The organism is Paraburkholderia sp. J11-2 (assembly GCF_905220185.1).
GTDB lineage: Bacteria > Pseudomonadota > Gammaproteobacteria > Burkholderiales > Burkholderiaceae > Paraburkholderia.
The window spans coordinates 303,750-320,291 of sequence record NZ_CAJMYY010000004.1 but is presented as its reverse complement, the minus strand read 5'-3'; the positions used below and the strand labels follow the sequence as shown (position 1 = coordinate 320,291).

General features: G+C 61.1%; 13 protein-coding genes. 8 read left to right on the top strand and 5 right to left on the bottom strand.

The window, feature by feature from the left end:
- Nucleotides 1-79 precede the first annotated feature (79 nt).
- Nucleotides 80-670, top strand: coding sequence for a 2-hydroxychromene-2-carboxylate isomerase (locus U5A57_RS07985; RefSeq protein ID WP_321909853.1), 591 nt, complete (start codon nucleotides 80-82; stop codon nucleotides 668-670).
- Nucleotides 671-720: 50 nt separating this feature from the next.
- Nucleotides 721-2,352, top strand: coding sequence for an AMP-binding protein (locus tag U5A57_RS07980; protein ID WP_321909669.1), 1,632 nt, complete (start codon nucleotides 721-723; stop codon nucleotides 2,350-2,352).
- Nucleotides 2,353-2,420: 68 nt separating this feature from the next.
- Here U5A57_RS07980 and U5A57_RS07975 read toward each other — a convergent pair whose 3' ends face one another.
- Together U5A57_RS07975 and U5A57_RS07970 are read right to left on the bottom strand one after the other, a co-directional pair.
- The gene (locus U5A57_RS07975) at nucleotides 2,421-3,719 is read right to left on the bottom strand and encodes a TAXI family TRAP transporter solute-binding subunit (protein ID WP_321909668.1); all 1,299 of its coding nucleotides are present in this window, start codon (nucleotides 3,717-3,719) and stop codon (nucleotides 2,421-2,423) included.
- Between the two features lie 130 nt (nucleotides 3,720-3,849).
- Nucleotides 3,850-4,773 carry a LysR family transcriptional regulator gene (locus U5A57_RS07970; RefSeq protein WP_321909851.1) on the bottom strand — a complete coding sequence of 308 codons (924 nt, stop codon included), beginning with the start codon at nucleotides 4,771-4,773 and terminating at the stop codon, nucleotides 3,850-3,852.
- A 130-nt stretch (nucleotides 4,774-4,903) separates the two neighbouring features.
- Here U5A57_RS07970 and U5A57_RS07965 point away from each other — a divergent pair, with 130 nt between their 5' ends.
- From U5A57_RS07965 to wrbA, 5 genes are all read left to right on the top strand, one after another.
- Nucleotides 4,904-5,509 (top strand): FMN-dependent NADH-azoreductase, encoded by a 606-nt coding sequence (locus tag U5A57_RS07965; protein WP_321909666.1) that lies wholly within the window; start codon nucleotides 4,904-4,906, stop codon nucleotides 5,507-5,509.
- Nucleotides 5,510-5,580: 71 nt separating this feature from the next.
- Nucleotides 5,581-7,029, top strand: a complete 1,449-nt coding sequence (locus U5A57_RS07960; RefSeq protein WP_321909665.1) for a DHA2 family efflux MFS transporter permease subunit — start codon at nucleotides 5,581-5,583, stop codon at nucleotides 7,027-7,029.
- Nucleotides 7,030-7,371: 342 nt separating this feature from the next.
- Nucleotides 7,372-7,794 (top strand): MarR family transcriptional regulator, encoded by a 423-nt coding sequence (locus tag U5A57_RS07955; protein WP_321909664.1) that lies wholly within the window; start codon nucleotides 7,372-7,374, stop codon nucleotides 7,792-7,794.
- Nucleotides 7,795-8,076: 282 nt separating this feature from the next.
- On the top strand, nucleotides 8,077-8,790 hold the full coding sequence (locus U5A57_RS07950) for a pirin family protein (protein ID WP_321909848.1): 714 nt from the start codon (nucleotides 8,077-8,079) through the stop codon (nucleotides 8,788-8,790).
- A gap of 124 nt (nucleotides 8,791-8,914) precedes the next feature.
- Nucleotides 8,915-9,514, top strand: a complete 600-nt coding sequence (gene wrbA / locus U5A57_RS07945) for an NAD(P)H:quinone oxidoreductase (RefSeq protein ID WP_321909662.1) — start codon at nucleotides 8,915-8,917, stop codon at nucleotides 9,512-9,514.
- Nucleotides 9,515-9,529: 15 nt separating this feature from the next.
- On the opposite strand, the gene U5A57_RS07940 is transcribed toward wrbA, so the two are convergent.
- Nucleotides 9,530-11,275 carry an FAD-dependent oxidoreductase gene (locus tag U5A57_RS07940; protein WP_321909661.1) on the bottom strand — a complete coding sequence of 582 codons (1,746 nt, stop codon included), beginning with the start codon at nucleotides 11,273-11,275 and terminating at the stop codon, nucleotides 9,530-9,532.
- Nucleotides 11,276-11,539: 264 nt separating this feature from the next.
- On the opposite strand from U5A57_RS07940, the gene U5A57_RS07935 reads away from it, so the two are divergent.
- Nucleotides 11,540-12,532: an ABC transporter substrate-binding protein gene (locus U5A57_RS07935; RefSeq protein ID WP_321909660.1), complete on the top strand. Its 993-nt coding sequence runs from the start codon at nucleotides 11,540-11,542 to the stop codon at nucleotides 12,530-12,532.
- A 75-nt stretch (nucleotides 12,533-12,607) separates the two neighbouring features.
- On the opposite strand, the gene U5A57_RS07930 is transcribed toward U5A57_RS07935, so the two are convergent.
- Nucleotides 12,608-13,453: a 4Fe-4S dicluster domain-containing protein gene (locus U5A57_RS07930; protein WP_321909658.1), complete on the bottom strand. Its 846-nt coding sequence runs from the start codon at nucleotides 13,451-13,453 to the stop codon at nucleotides 12,608-12,610.
- The gene (locus U5A57_RS07925) at nucleotides 13,450-16,407 is read right to left on the bottom strand and encodes a molybdopterin-dependent oxidoreductase (protein ID WP_321909656.1); all 2,958 of its coding nucleotides are present in this window, start codon (nucleotides 16,405-16,407) and stop codon (nucleotides 13,450-13,452) included. The genes U5A57_RS07930 and U5A57_RS07925 overlap by 4 nt, the downstream gene beginning before the upstream one ends.
- Nucleotides 16,408-16,542: the final 135 nt, after the last annotated feature.

Genomic DNA, 16,542 nt, shown 5'->3' with positions numbered 1-16,542 from the left:
AACGTTCATTTATCAAAGACCTTTACGGGGCGTCCGATACGCATTGCATCAGGGACCGCAAAGGGTGTCAGGGGGAGAGATGGTGAAAACAGTAGAGTTCTACTTTGACTTCGGAAGCCCGGCGAGCTATCTCGCCTGGACGCAACTGCCGGCCATTGCTGCTCAAAGCGGCGCTGAGCTTGTGTATAAGCCAGTCCTGCTGGGCGGTATTCACAAGGCGACGAACAATGCGTCGCCGGCGGCCATACCTGCAAAAGGCGCATGGATGCAGATCGATCTCGCGCGCTTTGCCCGGCGCTATGGCGTCCAGTACACCCATAATCCGCATTTTCCGATCAACACGCTGATGCTCATGCGCGCCGCAACCGGTGCGCAGACGCATGACGAGCCACTGTTCCAGCGCTATGTCAGCACGGTGTTTCGTGCGATGTGGGAACACCCCCGCAACATGGCTGACCTTCCCACCGTGCACGCCGTTCTCGAGGGTGCCGATCTCGATAGCGCACGCCTGTTCCAGTTCGCAGAGGATCCCGCAGTGAAGGAGCGGTTGAAGCGGGAAACCGAGGCGGCCGTTGCACGAGGTCTCTTTGGCGCGCCGACGATGTTCGTGGGCGACGAGATGTTCTTCGGGCAAGACCGACTCGATTTCGTCAAGGAAGCATTGCGCTAGCCAGGCACACTGAATCGGCACAGATCACGGAACATGAGAAGGAGGCGAGCGTGCAACGGAAATGGCTTGAGCAGTATCCAATCGGTGTGCCTGCCGATATCGAACTTGAGGACTACGGATCGATAGCGGATTTCCTGACCAGAACGGCCGCGGCATATCCGGCCCGAACAGCACTATGTTGCGCAGATGTCGAACTCGATTTCGCCACGATGGCCGAGTTGAGCGAAGCGTTCGCGGCCTACCTGCAGGTCATCGAACGTCTGCCGCGTGGCAGCCGCGTCGCGCTCATGATGCCCAATGTTGCGCAATATTCCCTGGCGCTATTCGGAGTGCTCAGCGCGGGCATGGTTGTGGTCAACCTGAATCCGCACTACACCGAGCGGGAAGTTCGTTTTCACCTGGAAGACAGCGGAGCGACGATCCTCATCGCGTGGGAGGGCGCGGAAGCGGTGGCCCGTGCGGCAGCAAGCGAGTTGAATTGCCGATTGATTCTGGCGACGCCAGATGAGCTTGCCAAGCTCCCGCCCCTGCGAAGCGCTCCGCCGCGAACGCACGGAAATGCAGAGGCGGCGCAAACGACCTTCATCGCAGCGCTCGAAGCTGGACGTCATCGCTCGAGGCCGCAGTCGCCGGTGTCACCCGATGCCATTGCATTTCTTCAGTACACAGGCGGGACAACGGGAAATCCGAAGGCCGCCGTCTTGACTCACCGGAACGTCATGGCGAATGTTCTGCAGTTGTCGGCGTGGTTGCGGCCCGCATTGGATGGCGCGGACGTTTGCGTCGTGACCGTGCTGCCGATGTATCACATCATGGCGTTGACCGGTAACTGTCTGCTCTCGGCTGCGCGTGGCTGGAAGAACGTTCTCATTCCCGACCCGCGCGATCTTTCTACCCTTGTCGAGCAGTGGCGTAAGCATCGCTTTTCGTTTTTCGTAGGTGTCAACACGCTGTTCAACGCGTTGATGGATTTCGAGCCTTTTGGAAAACTCGATTTCGAAGGCCTCGCGTATACGTGTGGCGCGGGCGCAGCCGTCCAGCCGGTCGTTGCGGAAAAATGGCGCAAGTTGACCGGGTGTGCGCTTTCAGGCGGATACGGGCTGACTGAGGCGTCGCCTACCGTCTGCATGACGCCGGTTGGCGTGACCGGTCGCGAGCAAACAGTCGGGGTACCTGTGTCGTCTACCGAAGTGAAATTGCTCGACGACGAGGGGCATGAAGTGAAGGCTGGGACGCCCGGCGAAATCGTCGTGAAGGGCCCGCAGGTGATGGGTGGATACTGGAACCGCGCGGAAGAAACCCAATCGTCCTTTACGCCAGACGGTTTCGTTCGCACCGGCGACATCGCGGTAATGGACGCGCAAGGCTATGTCACCATCGTAGACCGGAAGAAGGACTTGGTTCTCGTGTCCGGCTTCAATGTCTATCCTAACGAGATCGAGAAAGTGGTCGCGAGCCATCCCGACGTTAGCGAGTGCGCGTGTATCGGCGTGCAGGACGCGAAGACCGGTGAAGCCTTGAAAGTGTTCGTCGTTGCCCGGAACTCGCGATTGACGGCCGACGCGCTGCAAACCTGGTGTCGCGAGAATCTAACGAGCTACAAGGTGCCGCGCCAGTTCGAGTTCAGGCAAACTCTCCCCAAGTCGACGGTGGGTAAGATTTTACGAAGGGCGCTGCGTTAGCCGATACGCAGGCTGAAAACGGCGCGTGCGCGCGGCCGATGTGACGCTCAGACGAACGACAGAGATCGCTATGCCTTCGCTCGCTGCGCAGCATCAGCGATTCTGTCCCGCACGACACCAATTGCCTGCTTGAGCGCGTAGACGTCCTGAAAATAGCGATACGGAATCCGTATCTGGCTCGCATTCGCGTCGATGTTTTCAATCTCGTCACGCCATTGTGCGATTTGTGAATGGGTTGGCTCGCGGCTGTTCCACACCTCGTCTTCCAGTGCCTTGATCTCGCGATACCAGACGATGAAGCGCTTTTTCATCCGTGCTTCGATGAGGCGTGGTAATGCCTGAATCAAACCGATGAGAAGCGCGGCGAACGGCACGAGGATCAACAGCCGCCGCTCAATCAGACTCGCAAGCCAGAATGGCAGATAGCGGTACAGGAACGGCTGTCCGGACTTGAAGTAGCGCGCGCTTTCGTCTGAGATTGGAAATTCTTCCGTTTTCAGATTGGGAAACGTGCCGAGCGGTGTGAAATAATCCTCGCCGCCGTGAACGGCGTGGGCCGCGTCGAGCAGCAGATAGACGAGAGCCGGATGCATCGTGTCTTTCGATACGAGCAGTGCGGTTGCCGCGAGCAGTGTCACGTCGCTGCGCGGCAGATCGTCGGCGACACTCGCCGACGCGCGCGGCAAGACGATCTTCGAAAGCGATGGGAACTTCTGTGCCAGTGCATCGGCCTGCGCGAAACTCATCAACTTCAGGTTGCTGTTCAGCAACGTCTTCTGCATGTCGGCGTCGGGTCTGCCGATGAAAAAAGCCGCGTCGATCTGGCCGCTTTCGAGCCCCTGATAAGCGGCAAGCGCGTCCATTTGCAGCAGTGTGGAGTTCTGGCTCGTGATGCCGCTATAGCCGAGCAATCCCTGCGCAACGTTGAGCAGGCCACTGCCGGGCACGCCCATCGAAATCTTCTTTCCGCGCAGTTGTGACAGCCGGTCGACCGTGGCGTCGCCGCGATAGAACACCCAGATCGGTTCGTACGAGACGGCCGCGATCGTCTGCAGATTGTCGGTTTCCTTCGGGCTGGTGGTGCCCGACTGAATGAAGCCGACTTCGTAGGCGCTATTCGGGTCCCTCAAACGCTCATAATTTTCCACCGAGCCCGAGGAACTGCGAATAACGAGCTTGATACCCGCGCGCTTCAGGATGGGCGCATAGCGATCCGCAAATCCACGATAGATGCCGCCGTCCGCGCCACTCGTCATGACGATGGTGCGCTGAAACGCCGGTTGGACGATGATCGCCAGGAGCCAGCCAAACGCTGCTAGCAGAACGACCACGCCGATGAAAAAGAGGCGTCGCCGCGCCCGGGTCATGGGCGCTTTCTGACTGCGGTGCAGTGTTGGATTGTGTCTCGGCATCGTTCTCGACCCCTTCGGGTTTTATCGCTAACAGGATCGCGGCGCACCCCGACCCGCAATGGCAAACAGACTTACGATACCAATGTTATTGGCTCGCACGGCTGTGTGAGGGCAGTGACATCGCATCGCCGAGTTTCTCCACAAGATATTCGGCGAAGACCGCTACCGCGGGCGGCACGGGCGGGCGGCTCGTGTACACGAGTTGCAGGCCGAGTTCGCTGCTCGATCGCCGCCAGGTCGGCAGCACGCGCACCAGTTTCCCCTCTGCCATGATCGAGTCGACGATCAACTGCGGCAGTTGCGCAATACCAAGACCGGCGACACACGCCTGCGTCAGCACTCGCATGTCGTTGACTGCGAACCGGCTTTTGATCGACACGTCCTGAATGCCGCGCGGACCCTCCAGACGCCAGCTGTTGCGACCCTGGCGATTCGATATCGTCAGGCAGTCGTGTTCGGCGAGTTCACGCAGCGTACGCGGCGCAGCGCGCCGTGCGAGATAGGCCGGACTTGCCGCGAGGATCATTTCACCGGGCGCCAGCCTGCGCACCCTGAAGCCGGTTCCCGTCTCGATGCCCATGCGCAAGGCCAGGTCGATACGCTCGGCGACCAGGTCGGACGGCGTATCGTCCAGCAGGAACTCAATGCTGATGTTCGGATAGCGCGCGTAGAACTCGGCCAGCCATTCAATGCGGAAGATTTCGAACAGGCCGGCCATAGCCGTGACGCGAACCGAGCCGGAGGGCGTTTGCTCATTTCCATGGAACCGCCCGATTTCGAGAATTTGATCGATCGCCGGCGCATAGCGCTCGAACAGCGTTTGACCTTCCGTGCTGAGCGCGAGCTTGCGCGTCGAACGATGCAGCAAACGAGTACTTAGTTGTCCTTCGAGCTGGTCGATGCGCCGGCTCAGCGTATTGGCCGGCATGCGCAGGCGCCGCGCCGCCTCGGAAAAGCTGCCCGCGCGGACCACTTCCACGAACAACGCGAGGTCATTCAGGTCGAGCATGCCATTGCTCCATAAATGGACGAATGCAATCCGATTCTGCCGACTAGTGTAGAGCTTTTTTCGATCCCATACTTGGGATTCGTGTTGATTGCCCGCGTGGGCGGCACCCCAACGTCTCAAGGAAAATTTCATGAAGCTGCTACACGTAGATTCCAGCATCCTCGGTCAAGGTTCGGTCAGCCGCGAGCTGTCGGCGAATGTCGTCGCGACGTTGCGCACTATTCATCCTGACTTGACTGTCACGCGCCTCGACCTGGCCGCCACGCCGATCGGCCATCTTACGGCGGCCCACCTCGCGGCCGCGCAAGGCGCGCCGGTCGATGACGCGGTGAAGTTCGACGTCGCCATGGGCCAGGCCGCGCTCGAGGCGTTCCTCGCCGCCGATCTAGTGGTGATCGGCGCACCCATGTACAACCTCGGCGTGCCTTCTCAGCTGAAGGCCTGGATCGACCGGATCTCCGTTGCCGGGCAGACGTTCCGCTATGGAGACCAGGGACCGGTCGGACTGTGCGGCGGCAAGAAACTCGTCATCGCCTCGTCGCGCGGCGGCATTTACAGCGATGGGTCGCCCGCTGCTGCGTTCGATCATCAGGAAAGCTATTTAAAGGTGGCTTTCGGATTTCTGGGCATCACGGATATCACGTTCATTCGTGCGGAGGGTGTGGCGATGGGTGACGTGGCGCGCAACGGGGCGATGGATTCGGCGAGGAAGGAAACCGCTGCTCTTGCGGCGTGAGCTAACGCCGGCCGTTCACCGATTGCATTTGACCGGAGCGTATGATGACCGTCATTTCCAGGGGCCGTGACATGACGCATGGAATCGACGAACGCAAACGCTGGCTTGCCCTCATGGTGCTGTGCCTCGGCGTGCTGATGATCGTGCTGGACACGACCATCGTGAACGTTGCACTGCCGTCCATCCGCGCGGATCTGAGGTTCACCGAGACCTCCCTCGTGTGGGTCGTCAATGCCTATATGCTGACCTTCGGCGGCTTTCTGCTGCTAGGCGGGCGGCTTGGCGACCTGTTCGGTCATCGGCGCCTGTTCCTGCTCGGTATCACGGTTTTCACGCTGGCTTCGGCGGCCTGTGGGCTCGCGAATTCGCAAGCGCTGCTGATCGCGGCGCGCGCGGTTCAAGGCCTGGGCGGCGCAGTGGTCTCGGCCGTGTCGCTCTCGCTCATCATGAGTTTGTTCACCTCGCCGGCGGACCGCGCAAAGGCGATGGGCATTTACGGGTTCGTGGGCGGCGGCGGCGGCAGCATCGGCGTGTTGCTGGGCGGCGTCTTGACGAGCGCGCTGAACTGGCACTGGATCTTCCTCGTCAACTTGCCGATTGGCGTGGCGGTGTATGCCGGCTGCGTGGCGCTGCTGCCGGCAGGCAAGCCCCTCGCGGATCGCGCCCGGCTGGATGTGGCGGGCGCGATCGCCGTGACCGCGTCGCTCATGCTGGCGGTGTACGCCGTCGTGCATGGCAACGAAGCTGGCTGGACGTCCGCGCAAACGCTCGTCCAGCTGGGAATTGCCATCGCGCTCCTGATCGCATTTCTCGTCATCGAATCGCGTGTGTCGCATCCGCTCATGCCGCTACACATGTTCGCGCTGCGCAACGTGGCCACGGCGAATGTGGTGGGCGTGCTGTGGGCGGCGGCGCTGTTCGCGTGGTTCTTCATCTCGGCGCTCTACATGCAGCGCTTGCTGAACTACAACGCCATGCAGGTGGGGCTGGCCTTCCTGCCGGCCAACGTCATCATGGCGGCGTTCTCGCTCGGTCTTTCGGCAAGACTGGTCATGCGCTTCGGCATTCGCGCGCCGCTCACGCTCGGCTTGCTGCTGGCGGCGGCCGGCCTCGCGCTGTTCGCGCGTGCGCCGGTTGGGGGCAGCTATGCGCTGGACGTGTTGCCAGGCATGGTGCTGATGGGCCTGGGGGCAGGCGTGGCCTTCAACCCCGTGCTGCTGGCCGCCATGAGCGATGTCGCGCCGGACGAGTCGGGCCTCGCATCGGGGGTGGTGAACACGTCGTTCATGATGGGCGGGGCACTGGGTCTGGCGATCCTCGCGAGCCTTGCGGCGGCACGCACCGATGAACTGGCCACGGCGGGAGCCGATGCCGCTGCCGCGCTTAACGGCGGGTATCACCTGGCGTTTCTGGTGGGGGCCATTGCGGCGTTATTTGCCGCTGCGCTGGCCGGCGCGCTCGTGCGCACGCGCACGCAAGGCCAGGCGCAAGAGGAGGCTTCCAGCATTGTCGGCTCCTGATCCGCGCGGATTCCGGTCTCGCGAAAGAGTGTTGTATGATTTCGTGTGACAATGGATCGTTTTCAACGAGATAGTTCCAGGCGAATTCGACCCATATCGAATAATATGTGGTGAGAAAGTCGAGATCAGCGACCTCTGGAATTGGCCGGCCTGCGCAACTGTCACGCGTCTTGCGCCGCCCGGATCTCTGGCCGCTGGCTCGACCACGCGCCGAGGAACAAGTGAATGGCCAAGACAAATTCGTCCGCAGTGAAAGCCGCCAAGGCTGCTCCAACGCCTGCTGAGGCGCCGGCAGAACGGTCATCGGATGTGTTCGACGATCGAGGCAGGACCGTTCCGTGGATGGCGCGAACGGTTCACCGGCTCTATGACGCAAAGGCGCAAAAGATCCTCGACCGGGAAGGGCTGCCTATCGCTTACTGGTACTACCTTCGCGTGCTGGCCGAGCGCGGCGAGGTGAATCAGCTTGAACTGAGCAAGCGCGTCGGCATTGCGTCGACGACCGCGGTTCCGGCGCTCGACAATCTGGAAAAGCGCGGTCTCGTGCAAAGAGTGCGCGATCCCAACGACCGGCGAAAGCATTTCATCAGGCTGCAGCCCGAAGGCAAACGCCTGGTCGACGAATTGCTTCCCGAACTCACTGAAATGATTTCGGCGTCACTCGACGGCATTTCGCAGAGAGACATGAAAGTGTTCTGGAAGGTCGTGCACCAGATCGAAGCGAATCTTTTCCAGATGGCGCAGGGCGAAACGGTCGTCGACTGATCCGTGCGTCAGCGGTAGCGAGAAGGATCACGGCGGACCTCAACTTCGGCGAAGCCGGGTCTGCCGGGGGGCTCCCGAATGCCGAGCGAATATATTATTTCGGATGCCTGATTGATTTGCGTGGTAAGCATGCTTCCCCGGCGTTCGCCATCGTTCTACTGCAGGCAACGTTGCTTTGTGTGCCCGGACATTTCGCGCCCATGTTTGCCGATATAGCATTGATCCGTGGCTGAGCCGTCGTTCACGACGGTCGGCAGCTTCAATTTACTGAAGGAAGCGGAAATGCTTGTACATAGACGTTGGGCCGCGCTCGACGGGGCCGATTATGGCTGGTTGCGCGCCAAATACCATTTCGCTGTGAATGCCGGAGGCAATCCAGCGCATGCGGCGTTGGGGCCTCTGATCGTGTGGAACGATGACGAGATTGCGGTTGGCGGCGGTTTCCCGATGCATGGGCACCGGGACATGGAGATCGTCACTTACGTCCGCGAGGGCGTTCTTGGGCATCGCGACACCATTGGTTCCGAAGGGACGATTCGCGCTGGCGACGTGCAGGTCATGAGCACGGGTACAGGCATACGGCACGCCGAGTACAACCAGGGCGATGTCCCGCTCAAGCTCTATCAAGTGTGGCTGTTGCCGCGCAAGGCGGGTGGCGAACCGCGCTGGGATACCCGGGCGTTTCCGAAGAGCGACCGCTCTGGTCGTTTCGTCGTGCTCGCCAGCGGCTTTGCCGAAGATGAAGGCGCGCTTCCCATTCGCGCCGACGCGCGCCTCTCCGGCGCTACGCTCAAGGCGGGTGAGCGTGTCAGGCAGGGCTTCCTCGTAGAAGGTTGCGCATATCTCGTCGTGGCGTCGGGCTGTATCGAAATCGACGGCGAGAGGGTAGGCCCGCTAGACGGCGTGGCAATTACGAACGTGGCGGCAAGCGAGATAGCCGCTCTGGAAGACTCCGAACTCGTGTTGGTGGAAACTAGCGGGAGTTCCTCTTTCTAGTCGAGGTGCGTGGCGCTTACCGATTGCCGTGCATTCGCAGTTGCGCAGTTGGGTGACAAGTCACTCCAGGCGTCACAAACCTCCTGATCCCGGCGCTGCCGGTATGTGTTGAAAGGAGCCTGTTATGTCGAAAGTTCTGGTGCTGTACTACTCCTCCTATGGGCATGTCGAAGCCATGGCAGAGGCCGTTGCGGAAGGCGCCCGCGCCGCGGGTGCAACCGCCGACGTCAAGCGTGTGCCCGAAACCGTGCCGCAGGAAGTCGCCGCAGGCGCCCATTTCAAGCTGGACCAGCAGGCGCCGGTCGCGACCGTTGCGGAACTCGCCAATTACGATGCCATCGTCATCGGAACGCCGACCCGTTTCGGACGCATGTCGTCGCAGATGGCGGCGTTTCTCGACCAGGCCGGCGGCCTGTGGATGAGCGGAGCGCTCAATGGCAAGGTCGGCGGCGCTTTCACGTCGACGGCCACCCAGCACGGCGGGCAGGAGGCCACGCTCTTTTCGGTCATCGCCAACCTGTTGCACTTCGGCATGGTCGTCGTCGGGTTGCCGTACAGCTATCAAGCTCAGATGACGCTGGACGAGATCGCAGGCGGTTCCCCCTACGGCGCGACGACGATTGCGGGCGGACAGGGCCAGCGGCAGCCGAGCAAAATCGACCTGGATGGCGCACGCCACCAGGGCGAATTGATTGCGAAGGTGGCGAACAAGGTGTTTGGCTAACCGGCCGCCTGCGTGTCAGCCCTGACCGATATTCTGGGCTGCCCGCGAAGTGGGTTTGCTCGCAAGCGTGGCCCGTGACGGATCACGCTTTGCTAGCGCCATGGCGGCCAGGTAGCCGAACGTGAGCGCTGGGCCGAGTGTAATTCCGGCTCCAATGTAGTGGCCGCCAACGGGCGAGTTCATGTCATTGCCACACGCGAAGATGCCGGGAATCGGCTGGTTGTTGTGATCCAGGACTTCGCCGCTCGGCCCTGTGACGAGGCCGCGGCTCGTACCGAAGTCGCCCGGCATCAGCTTGACGGCATAGAACGGTCCCTGCGCGATTGGCCCGATGCACGGGTTCGGCGCATGGGCCGGGTCGCCTTTGTAGATGTTGTAGGCAGAGGCGCCCTTGCCGAAATCTTCGTCGACACCGGTTTGCGCGAAGTGATTATTTCGAAGCACGCTGCGTGCGAGGCCATCGGCGTCGATGCCGATTTTGGCGGCGAGTTCCGCGAGCGTGTTGCCGCTATGCAGATAGCCTGCCCGTTCATAGCGGCGCAGCGACATGCCCGGAAGAATGACGCCAATGCCGTACTTTTTCACGGCGGCTGCATCGGCGACAAGAAATGCGGGAATCGCGCCGGCGTCGAACATGCCTTGCGTGAATGCGTGGTACGAGGCCGCTTCGTTCGTAAAGCGCTTGCCTTCCTTATTGACGGCAATGAAACCGGGCTTGGGCCGATCGAGCATGAAATGGCCCCACAATGTCTCGTTGTTGCCATTCCTGAAAACGGAGACCGGCACGTAGTAGCCGGTGTCGAGCGCATTGTGATCGAGCCGGCCGCCCACGGAAAGGGCTAGCCGAATGCCTTCACCGATGTTGCTCGGCAAGCCCAGTCCAAGTTCCACCGTTGGCTGACGCGAATGCTCGCGCCGCATGGCGGCGCTTCCGCTATAGCCCCCGGTTGCGATCACCACACCGCGGCGTGAACGCACGCGCAACATGCGGCCGTCGCGCGTGACTTCGGCGCCGATCACGGCGCCATTCGCGGTGATGAGTCGCGTTGCGTGGGCGCGCAGCCAAAGTGGAATCTGTTCATCGAGAACCGTTTTGTAGAGGCGTGCAACGAGCGCGTTGCCACCAACGAGTCGTGTGCCGCGGTGATAGCTCAGGCGGTCCATGCCATAGCGCAGGAAGCGCTTTGCGACGTGGGAGAACGACTTGAACGAGCGCGTGAGGGCAAGGAAGTGGTTCAAGTCCACGAGGTCGAGCATCATGCCGCCAAAGGGTGCGAACGCGGGGAGCGGAGCGCGTAAATCCTTGAAGTGCGCGCCGAGTTTGCGGCCGTCGAAATCCAGCGGGGCATGGGCGCGTCCGAACATGCCGCCATCGGACTCGGGGTAATAGTCCGGATAGTCGACTGCCGCCACCTTCAGCTCGGAATGCCGCACGAGGTAGTCCAAGGCAACCCGGCCCTGCGTGATGTAGCTTTCCTGAAGCGGGTTGCCCACGCTGTTGCCGACCGTGGCGGCAAAGTATCGGCGCGCTTTATCGAAGGAATCCTTGAAGCCCGCGCGCTGCATGGGCGCGCTGTCCACAAACCACATCATGCCGACCGACCAGGCGGAGGTGCCTCCGACCTGGTCCGTCTTTTCGAGTACGAGCGGCTCGAGCCCTTCATGCTTCGCGACGATCGCCGCCGAAAGACCACCTGCGCCTGCTCCCAGAATGATGACATCGACCTCCAGGTCCCAATCTTTCGTCATATCAGTGCTCATGGCGTGTGCCTCTGTTCTTCCTAATCATTCTATATAGAATGATCGCAAATGGGATGAATTTAAACGGAATGATGGGCTGGAGTGCTGTGGATGTCAAGGAACTCAGGGATTCTCCTGGGAGGCCGGCCAGCGCCCCACATGAGGACATACTGATCTTGACAACATCAATACCGTTTAGGATCATTCGATATAAATCGAATGTGCCGAGGTGCGGCCTTTCCGGTTCCGAGTCATGAGAAATTTTCGAGGTATTGAGGAGAGGCAATGAGCAAGCTTCAGTTATCCGTTGCCGTAGGGAACTACGACCGGATTCGCCCACTGGTGGATGGTGATGTACAGATCGAGGGCGTCGATCCAGTTTTCATGCTTCAGGATCCCGAAGAAATATTCTTCCGCGCATTCCGGCATGCAGACTACGACGTCTGCGAACTTTCGCTCAGCAGCTACTCGGTGAAAACCGCTGCGGGTACGTCGCCGTACATTGCCGTGCCGGTCTTTCCGTCGCGTGCGTTTCGACACACGTCCATCTACGTGCGCGCGGACCGCGGGATCGAGCGTCCCGAAGATCTCAAGGGTAAGCGTATCGGCGTGCCCGAGTACCAGCTCACCGCCAACGTCTGGGTGCGCCTGTTTCTCGAGGAAGATTACGGCGTCAAGGCGTCGGACGTGACGTGGGTGCGCGGCGGCTATGAGGACGCGTCGAGAGTCGAGAAGATTACGCTGCAGTTGCCAGACGATATCAGGCTCGAAACGGCGCCCACCGGGAAAACAATTTCGGAACTGCTGGCCGATGGAGCAATCGATGCCGTGATCGGCCCGCGTGCGCCGTCGTGCTTCGACCGCGGGCATCCTCAGGTGAAGTACCTGTTCGACGATCCGCACAAGACCGCCGCCGACTGGTACACGCGTACTGGCCTGTTCCCGATCATGCACACGCTGGGCGTGCGCAAGACGCTCGCGGAGCGTCATCCGTGGCTGCCCGGCGCGCTGATGAAGGCGTTCGAGAAGTCGAAGGCGCTCGCGCTAACGCGCCTGAGCGACACGTCGGCAACGAAAATTACGTTGCCCTTCGTGGAGGACCAGCTTCGAGCGGCGCGCAAGCTGATGGGCGAGGACTTCTGGTCGTACGGTTTCGCGAAGAACGAGCACGTCATCAACCGCTTCCTGGAACGCCATCATGCAGAGGGTCTGTCGAGCCGCCGCCTTGAAGCCCGCGAGTTGTTTCATCCAGCCACGCTCGAAAGCTTCGCTATTTGAGCGCTGAAATGCGCCCGCTTGTCCGTTCTCGAACGCGGCAGGCGGGCGCGCCCAAAGGCGCCCCCGCACAAACGATCAATACAACAGGGTGCCGAGGTTGACGCTGCCCGTGCGCTCCCGCGTTGCGATGACCTTCTCCTGACCGTCCTTGCGCACGCGCACTTCGACCGTCGAAGTCATCGTATTCAAGCCGGAAAAACGGAAGTCGCCGAAATGATCGGTTCGCGTCGTGCGCTCCTCGCCGCTCGCGGAGTCACGCAGCACCACTTCGATACCTGCCAGATTGCGCGGGCGTCCGTCTTCCATGGTTTCGCACACATTGCCCGCCACGAGATGGCTCAGCGCGTCCTCAAGATGGCGGTAGAAGACGCGTGGCTTCGTGCCGAACTCCGGGTGAATGACCGTGAGGTTGTCGTCTTTCACGATCTTCTCGAGTTCGGGCTCCGGTACGTTCAGCGCGCGAATGGCCTTGGTGGGGCAGGCCTGGGCGCAGCGCGGCTCCTTCCATCCGGCGTCGAGCAGGTGGGCGTCGAAGTTCCAGTTTTGCGGCACCTGTTCCTGTTCGTTCCATTCGATCATGCCGTACGGGCAGCTTTTCACCAGATCGCGCCTGCCGCGCGCTTTCTCCGGATCGATCATGACGATCCCGTCCGGGCGCTTGTAGATCGCGCCGTCCGGCGCGGCCTTCACGCAAGGCGCGTTGTCGCAATGATTGCAGGCCTTCGGGATATACGTGACGTCGACGAGCGCGCCTTCTCCCCGCACATGCCGTTCGACACGTATCGTCTCTAGCCCCTCGGGCGGGTGCGGTGCCGAATAGCCGGGAAAGGCGTTGCCGCTGTATTCGTCTTTCGTGGCGATGACGCAGTTGCGGCAGTTGATGCAAAGCGAAACGTCGATAACCAGTGCCCAGTTGCTCATGCTGCGTTCTCCAGTGTCGCGTCCCATTTTTCCACCTCCACCCAGCAAGTGTTGGGCATGATTCCGTCTGCGGTTGTGCTCATTTTCCGTCCCGGCGTGAGCAGGTTCAGACAACCTCCGCGGTCGACCATGCCGACCGCAGTCTTGATCAGATCGAGTTCGGCGCACGATTCGTTTCCGCGCGCAACGCCATCCTTGATCAGCTCCGAAACGTCCAGCGCGCAGATGACCGAGGCCTGCGCGTTGTGCACGCGTACGAGATCGCCGGAGTGCAGCCCACGTGCGGCGGCATCCTTTACGCTCATTCGGAGTACCCAGTAACGATAGCCGCCCACATTGAGCCGGTGCTCGTTGATCGTGCTGATATGGCTGTTCTTTCCGTCCGCGTGGGTATGGAAGCTGTAGACCGGATGATTGGTCACGAGCTGCAGCGGATACGGGTGCTTGATTGCGCTGTCGCGATTGATGTACCGGTTGACGGCCGGACGCACGGGATCGATCGCTTCGATGCGGCGCAGGCTGGAGGGCACGAACTCGAATTTGCCGGACTGCGTGGGCAGTCCTTCGCCGAACGTGTTCGAGTAGACGCCGGGCAGCGGATTCGCTTCCGGCAGATCCTTCGTGCGGCCTTCGGCGAACCAGCGCATGTCCACGGGCGGACGATCGTCGTCGGCAGGCGGCGGCACGATGTGATAGCCCTTCTTGAGGAACTTCTTCCAGGTTGTCTGCTTTGGCAGGTCGGTCGAGTTGAACATGCGCTCGCACCACGTAAGCTCAGACCCGCCGCCTTCGGAGTACATGCCGCCATAACCGAGCCGCAAGGCGATATCCAGAAAGATCTGGTAGTCCGAGCGGGATTCGCCCAGCGGCTCGATGCACTTGTGCTGCATGATCATCATCCGGTGATTGATCTGGCTCTGCGCGTGCTGGATATAACCGCCGCAATTGCCCCACTCGGAGATGTCGTCGCGTTCGAGCGCCGTGCACGCGGGCAGGATGATGTCGGCGAACTGCGCTTCGTTCTCCATCCAGATCGACTGGTTGACGACAAATTCGAGCGACGAGTGGCGGTACGCGTCGATCATCCGGTTCGATCCGGGGACCGTGCCGAACGAAGACGAGCCGTAGCGGTACAGCATATGAATGGGCGAGTAACCCGGCCGCGGATACGAGTAGTAGGCAAATTGCCCTTCGATCGAAAATCCGTCCCACAGGTAGCCATCCGCTTTGCCTTCCGTAATGGCTTCGGCAAGGCGCTGACGGGGGACAGACTGCTTGACGGGGTTGATCGTGATGATGTGCGGCATGCGGCAATAGTTGTGCGCCGCACTCGCCGTGTAGTTCAGATCGCCGGAAATTCCGCCCTCGGCGTAGCCTGGGAAGTAGAAGTTCAGGTCCTGCGGTGCGCCGATCTGCAGATTGCCGAAGTTGATGCCTGGTTTCCCCCAGCCTTGCATGGCCATCATCATGACGACGTTGCGCGCCCACTGGGCGCCGGTTTCCGTGCGGCAGGCGCCGCCGAAGCCCGCGCCCAGGCCACCCGCTGCGAGGTAAGTTTTCTTCGACGCCCACAATTGGGCGAGACTGCGCACGTCCTTTGCCGGAATGCCGGTTTCGGCTTCCTGCCATTCGGGGGTCTTGGGTATGCCATCCTCTTCGCCGAGCACGTAGGCGCGCCACTCGTCGAAGCCCGTGGTGCGGTTCGCAACGTACTCCTTATCATAGGTATCGTTCACCATCCACTCGTGCATGATGGCGATCGCAAAAGCCGAGTCGGTGCCGGGACGGATGGGAAGCCACTTTCCGCCAAGCAGCTGGGCCGACTGCGTGAGGTACGGGTCGATGTGGACGAACTCGACGCCGAGCTGCTTTGCCCACAGGCGGCGCTCCGTGCCTTCGAACCCGGCGTAGACCCCATTGGTCGACTCGGGATCGCTCGACCAGAACACGATGAGTTCGGCGTTTTCGAGGCAATCCACGGCGGTGCCGTAAAAGCTCGGCGTACCGAGGCGCAAGCTGTTGCCATAGTGGTGCATGGCGCCCCAATACCAGCCTTCCCAACTGATCGGGCTCATTTCCACGCGCGTGTAGCCGATCAGGTTGCCGAAGCGCTGCATTGCGCTCAGGTAGTAGTTGATGTTTCCCCACTGATGGTGCGCGCCGGTCGCCATGGCGATGGCGCCGGGACCGTATTGCTGCTTCATGCGGCGGATTTCACCGGCGACGATATCGAGCGCTTCGTCCCAACTGATCCGCTCGTAACCGGAGATGCCGCGATTCTGGATGTTGCGCTCGCCGTTGGGGTCGAAGTCGACACGCTTCATCGGGTAAAGGATGCGCTTGTCGGAGTAGACGAGCGACTTGAGCGAAAGCGCATGCGGGCTGACCGTGCCGCGGCGGGCGGGCGAAAATTGGCGCCCGCGCGCGCGAATGGTCCAGCTCGGTCCATCTTCCTCCACAAGATCGATCGGGGTCGTCCGGATGATCTTGTCGTCCTTCACGTAAACAAATACGGGGCCGCCGTTGGTCAGCGTGACATAGCGGGTCGTGCCGTCCTTCATCGGCGTGCCCTTGCGCCACGAGGCCGTCTTCATCGTGTTGACGAGCTGGCCAAACCAGACCAGCGCCTCGTCGCTGCCGCCCTGGGTGATCTTGAAGTTCTTCAGGGCGTCGATCAGGAACGCATGGTCGGTCGTTGGCGCGAGCATGCGGCGGGCAGTGGCAACGTCCATGAACACGAGTTCGGCGTCCGGCGCGGCGTACGGTCCCCAGCTGGCAGACAGGGTGCCGTCCTTGAAATGGAGTTGCCGCGCGAGGCTGTTGTCCCGCAGCCGCAATTGTATGACCCATCGCCCGGCGCCCAGGTGCTTGCGCACGCTGGGAAACCGGCGCGCGGCCATGCGAAGGGCGAATGGCATGAGCCAGAGTATGAGCACAAGGAGTTGTCGTTGCATGCCAGTCTCGATCGTGAATTGAACCAGGCGCTGTGACGTGGGATATCACCGCCGGTGACAATCTGGATTATCCCTTGAGAGATCATCCAAATTGAGATAGATTGATATCGAATGATGTGTTCCGGGACGGGCAAA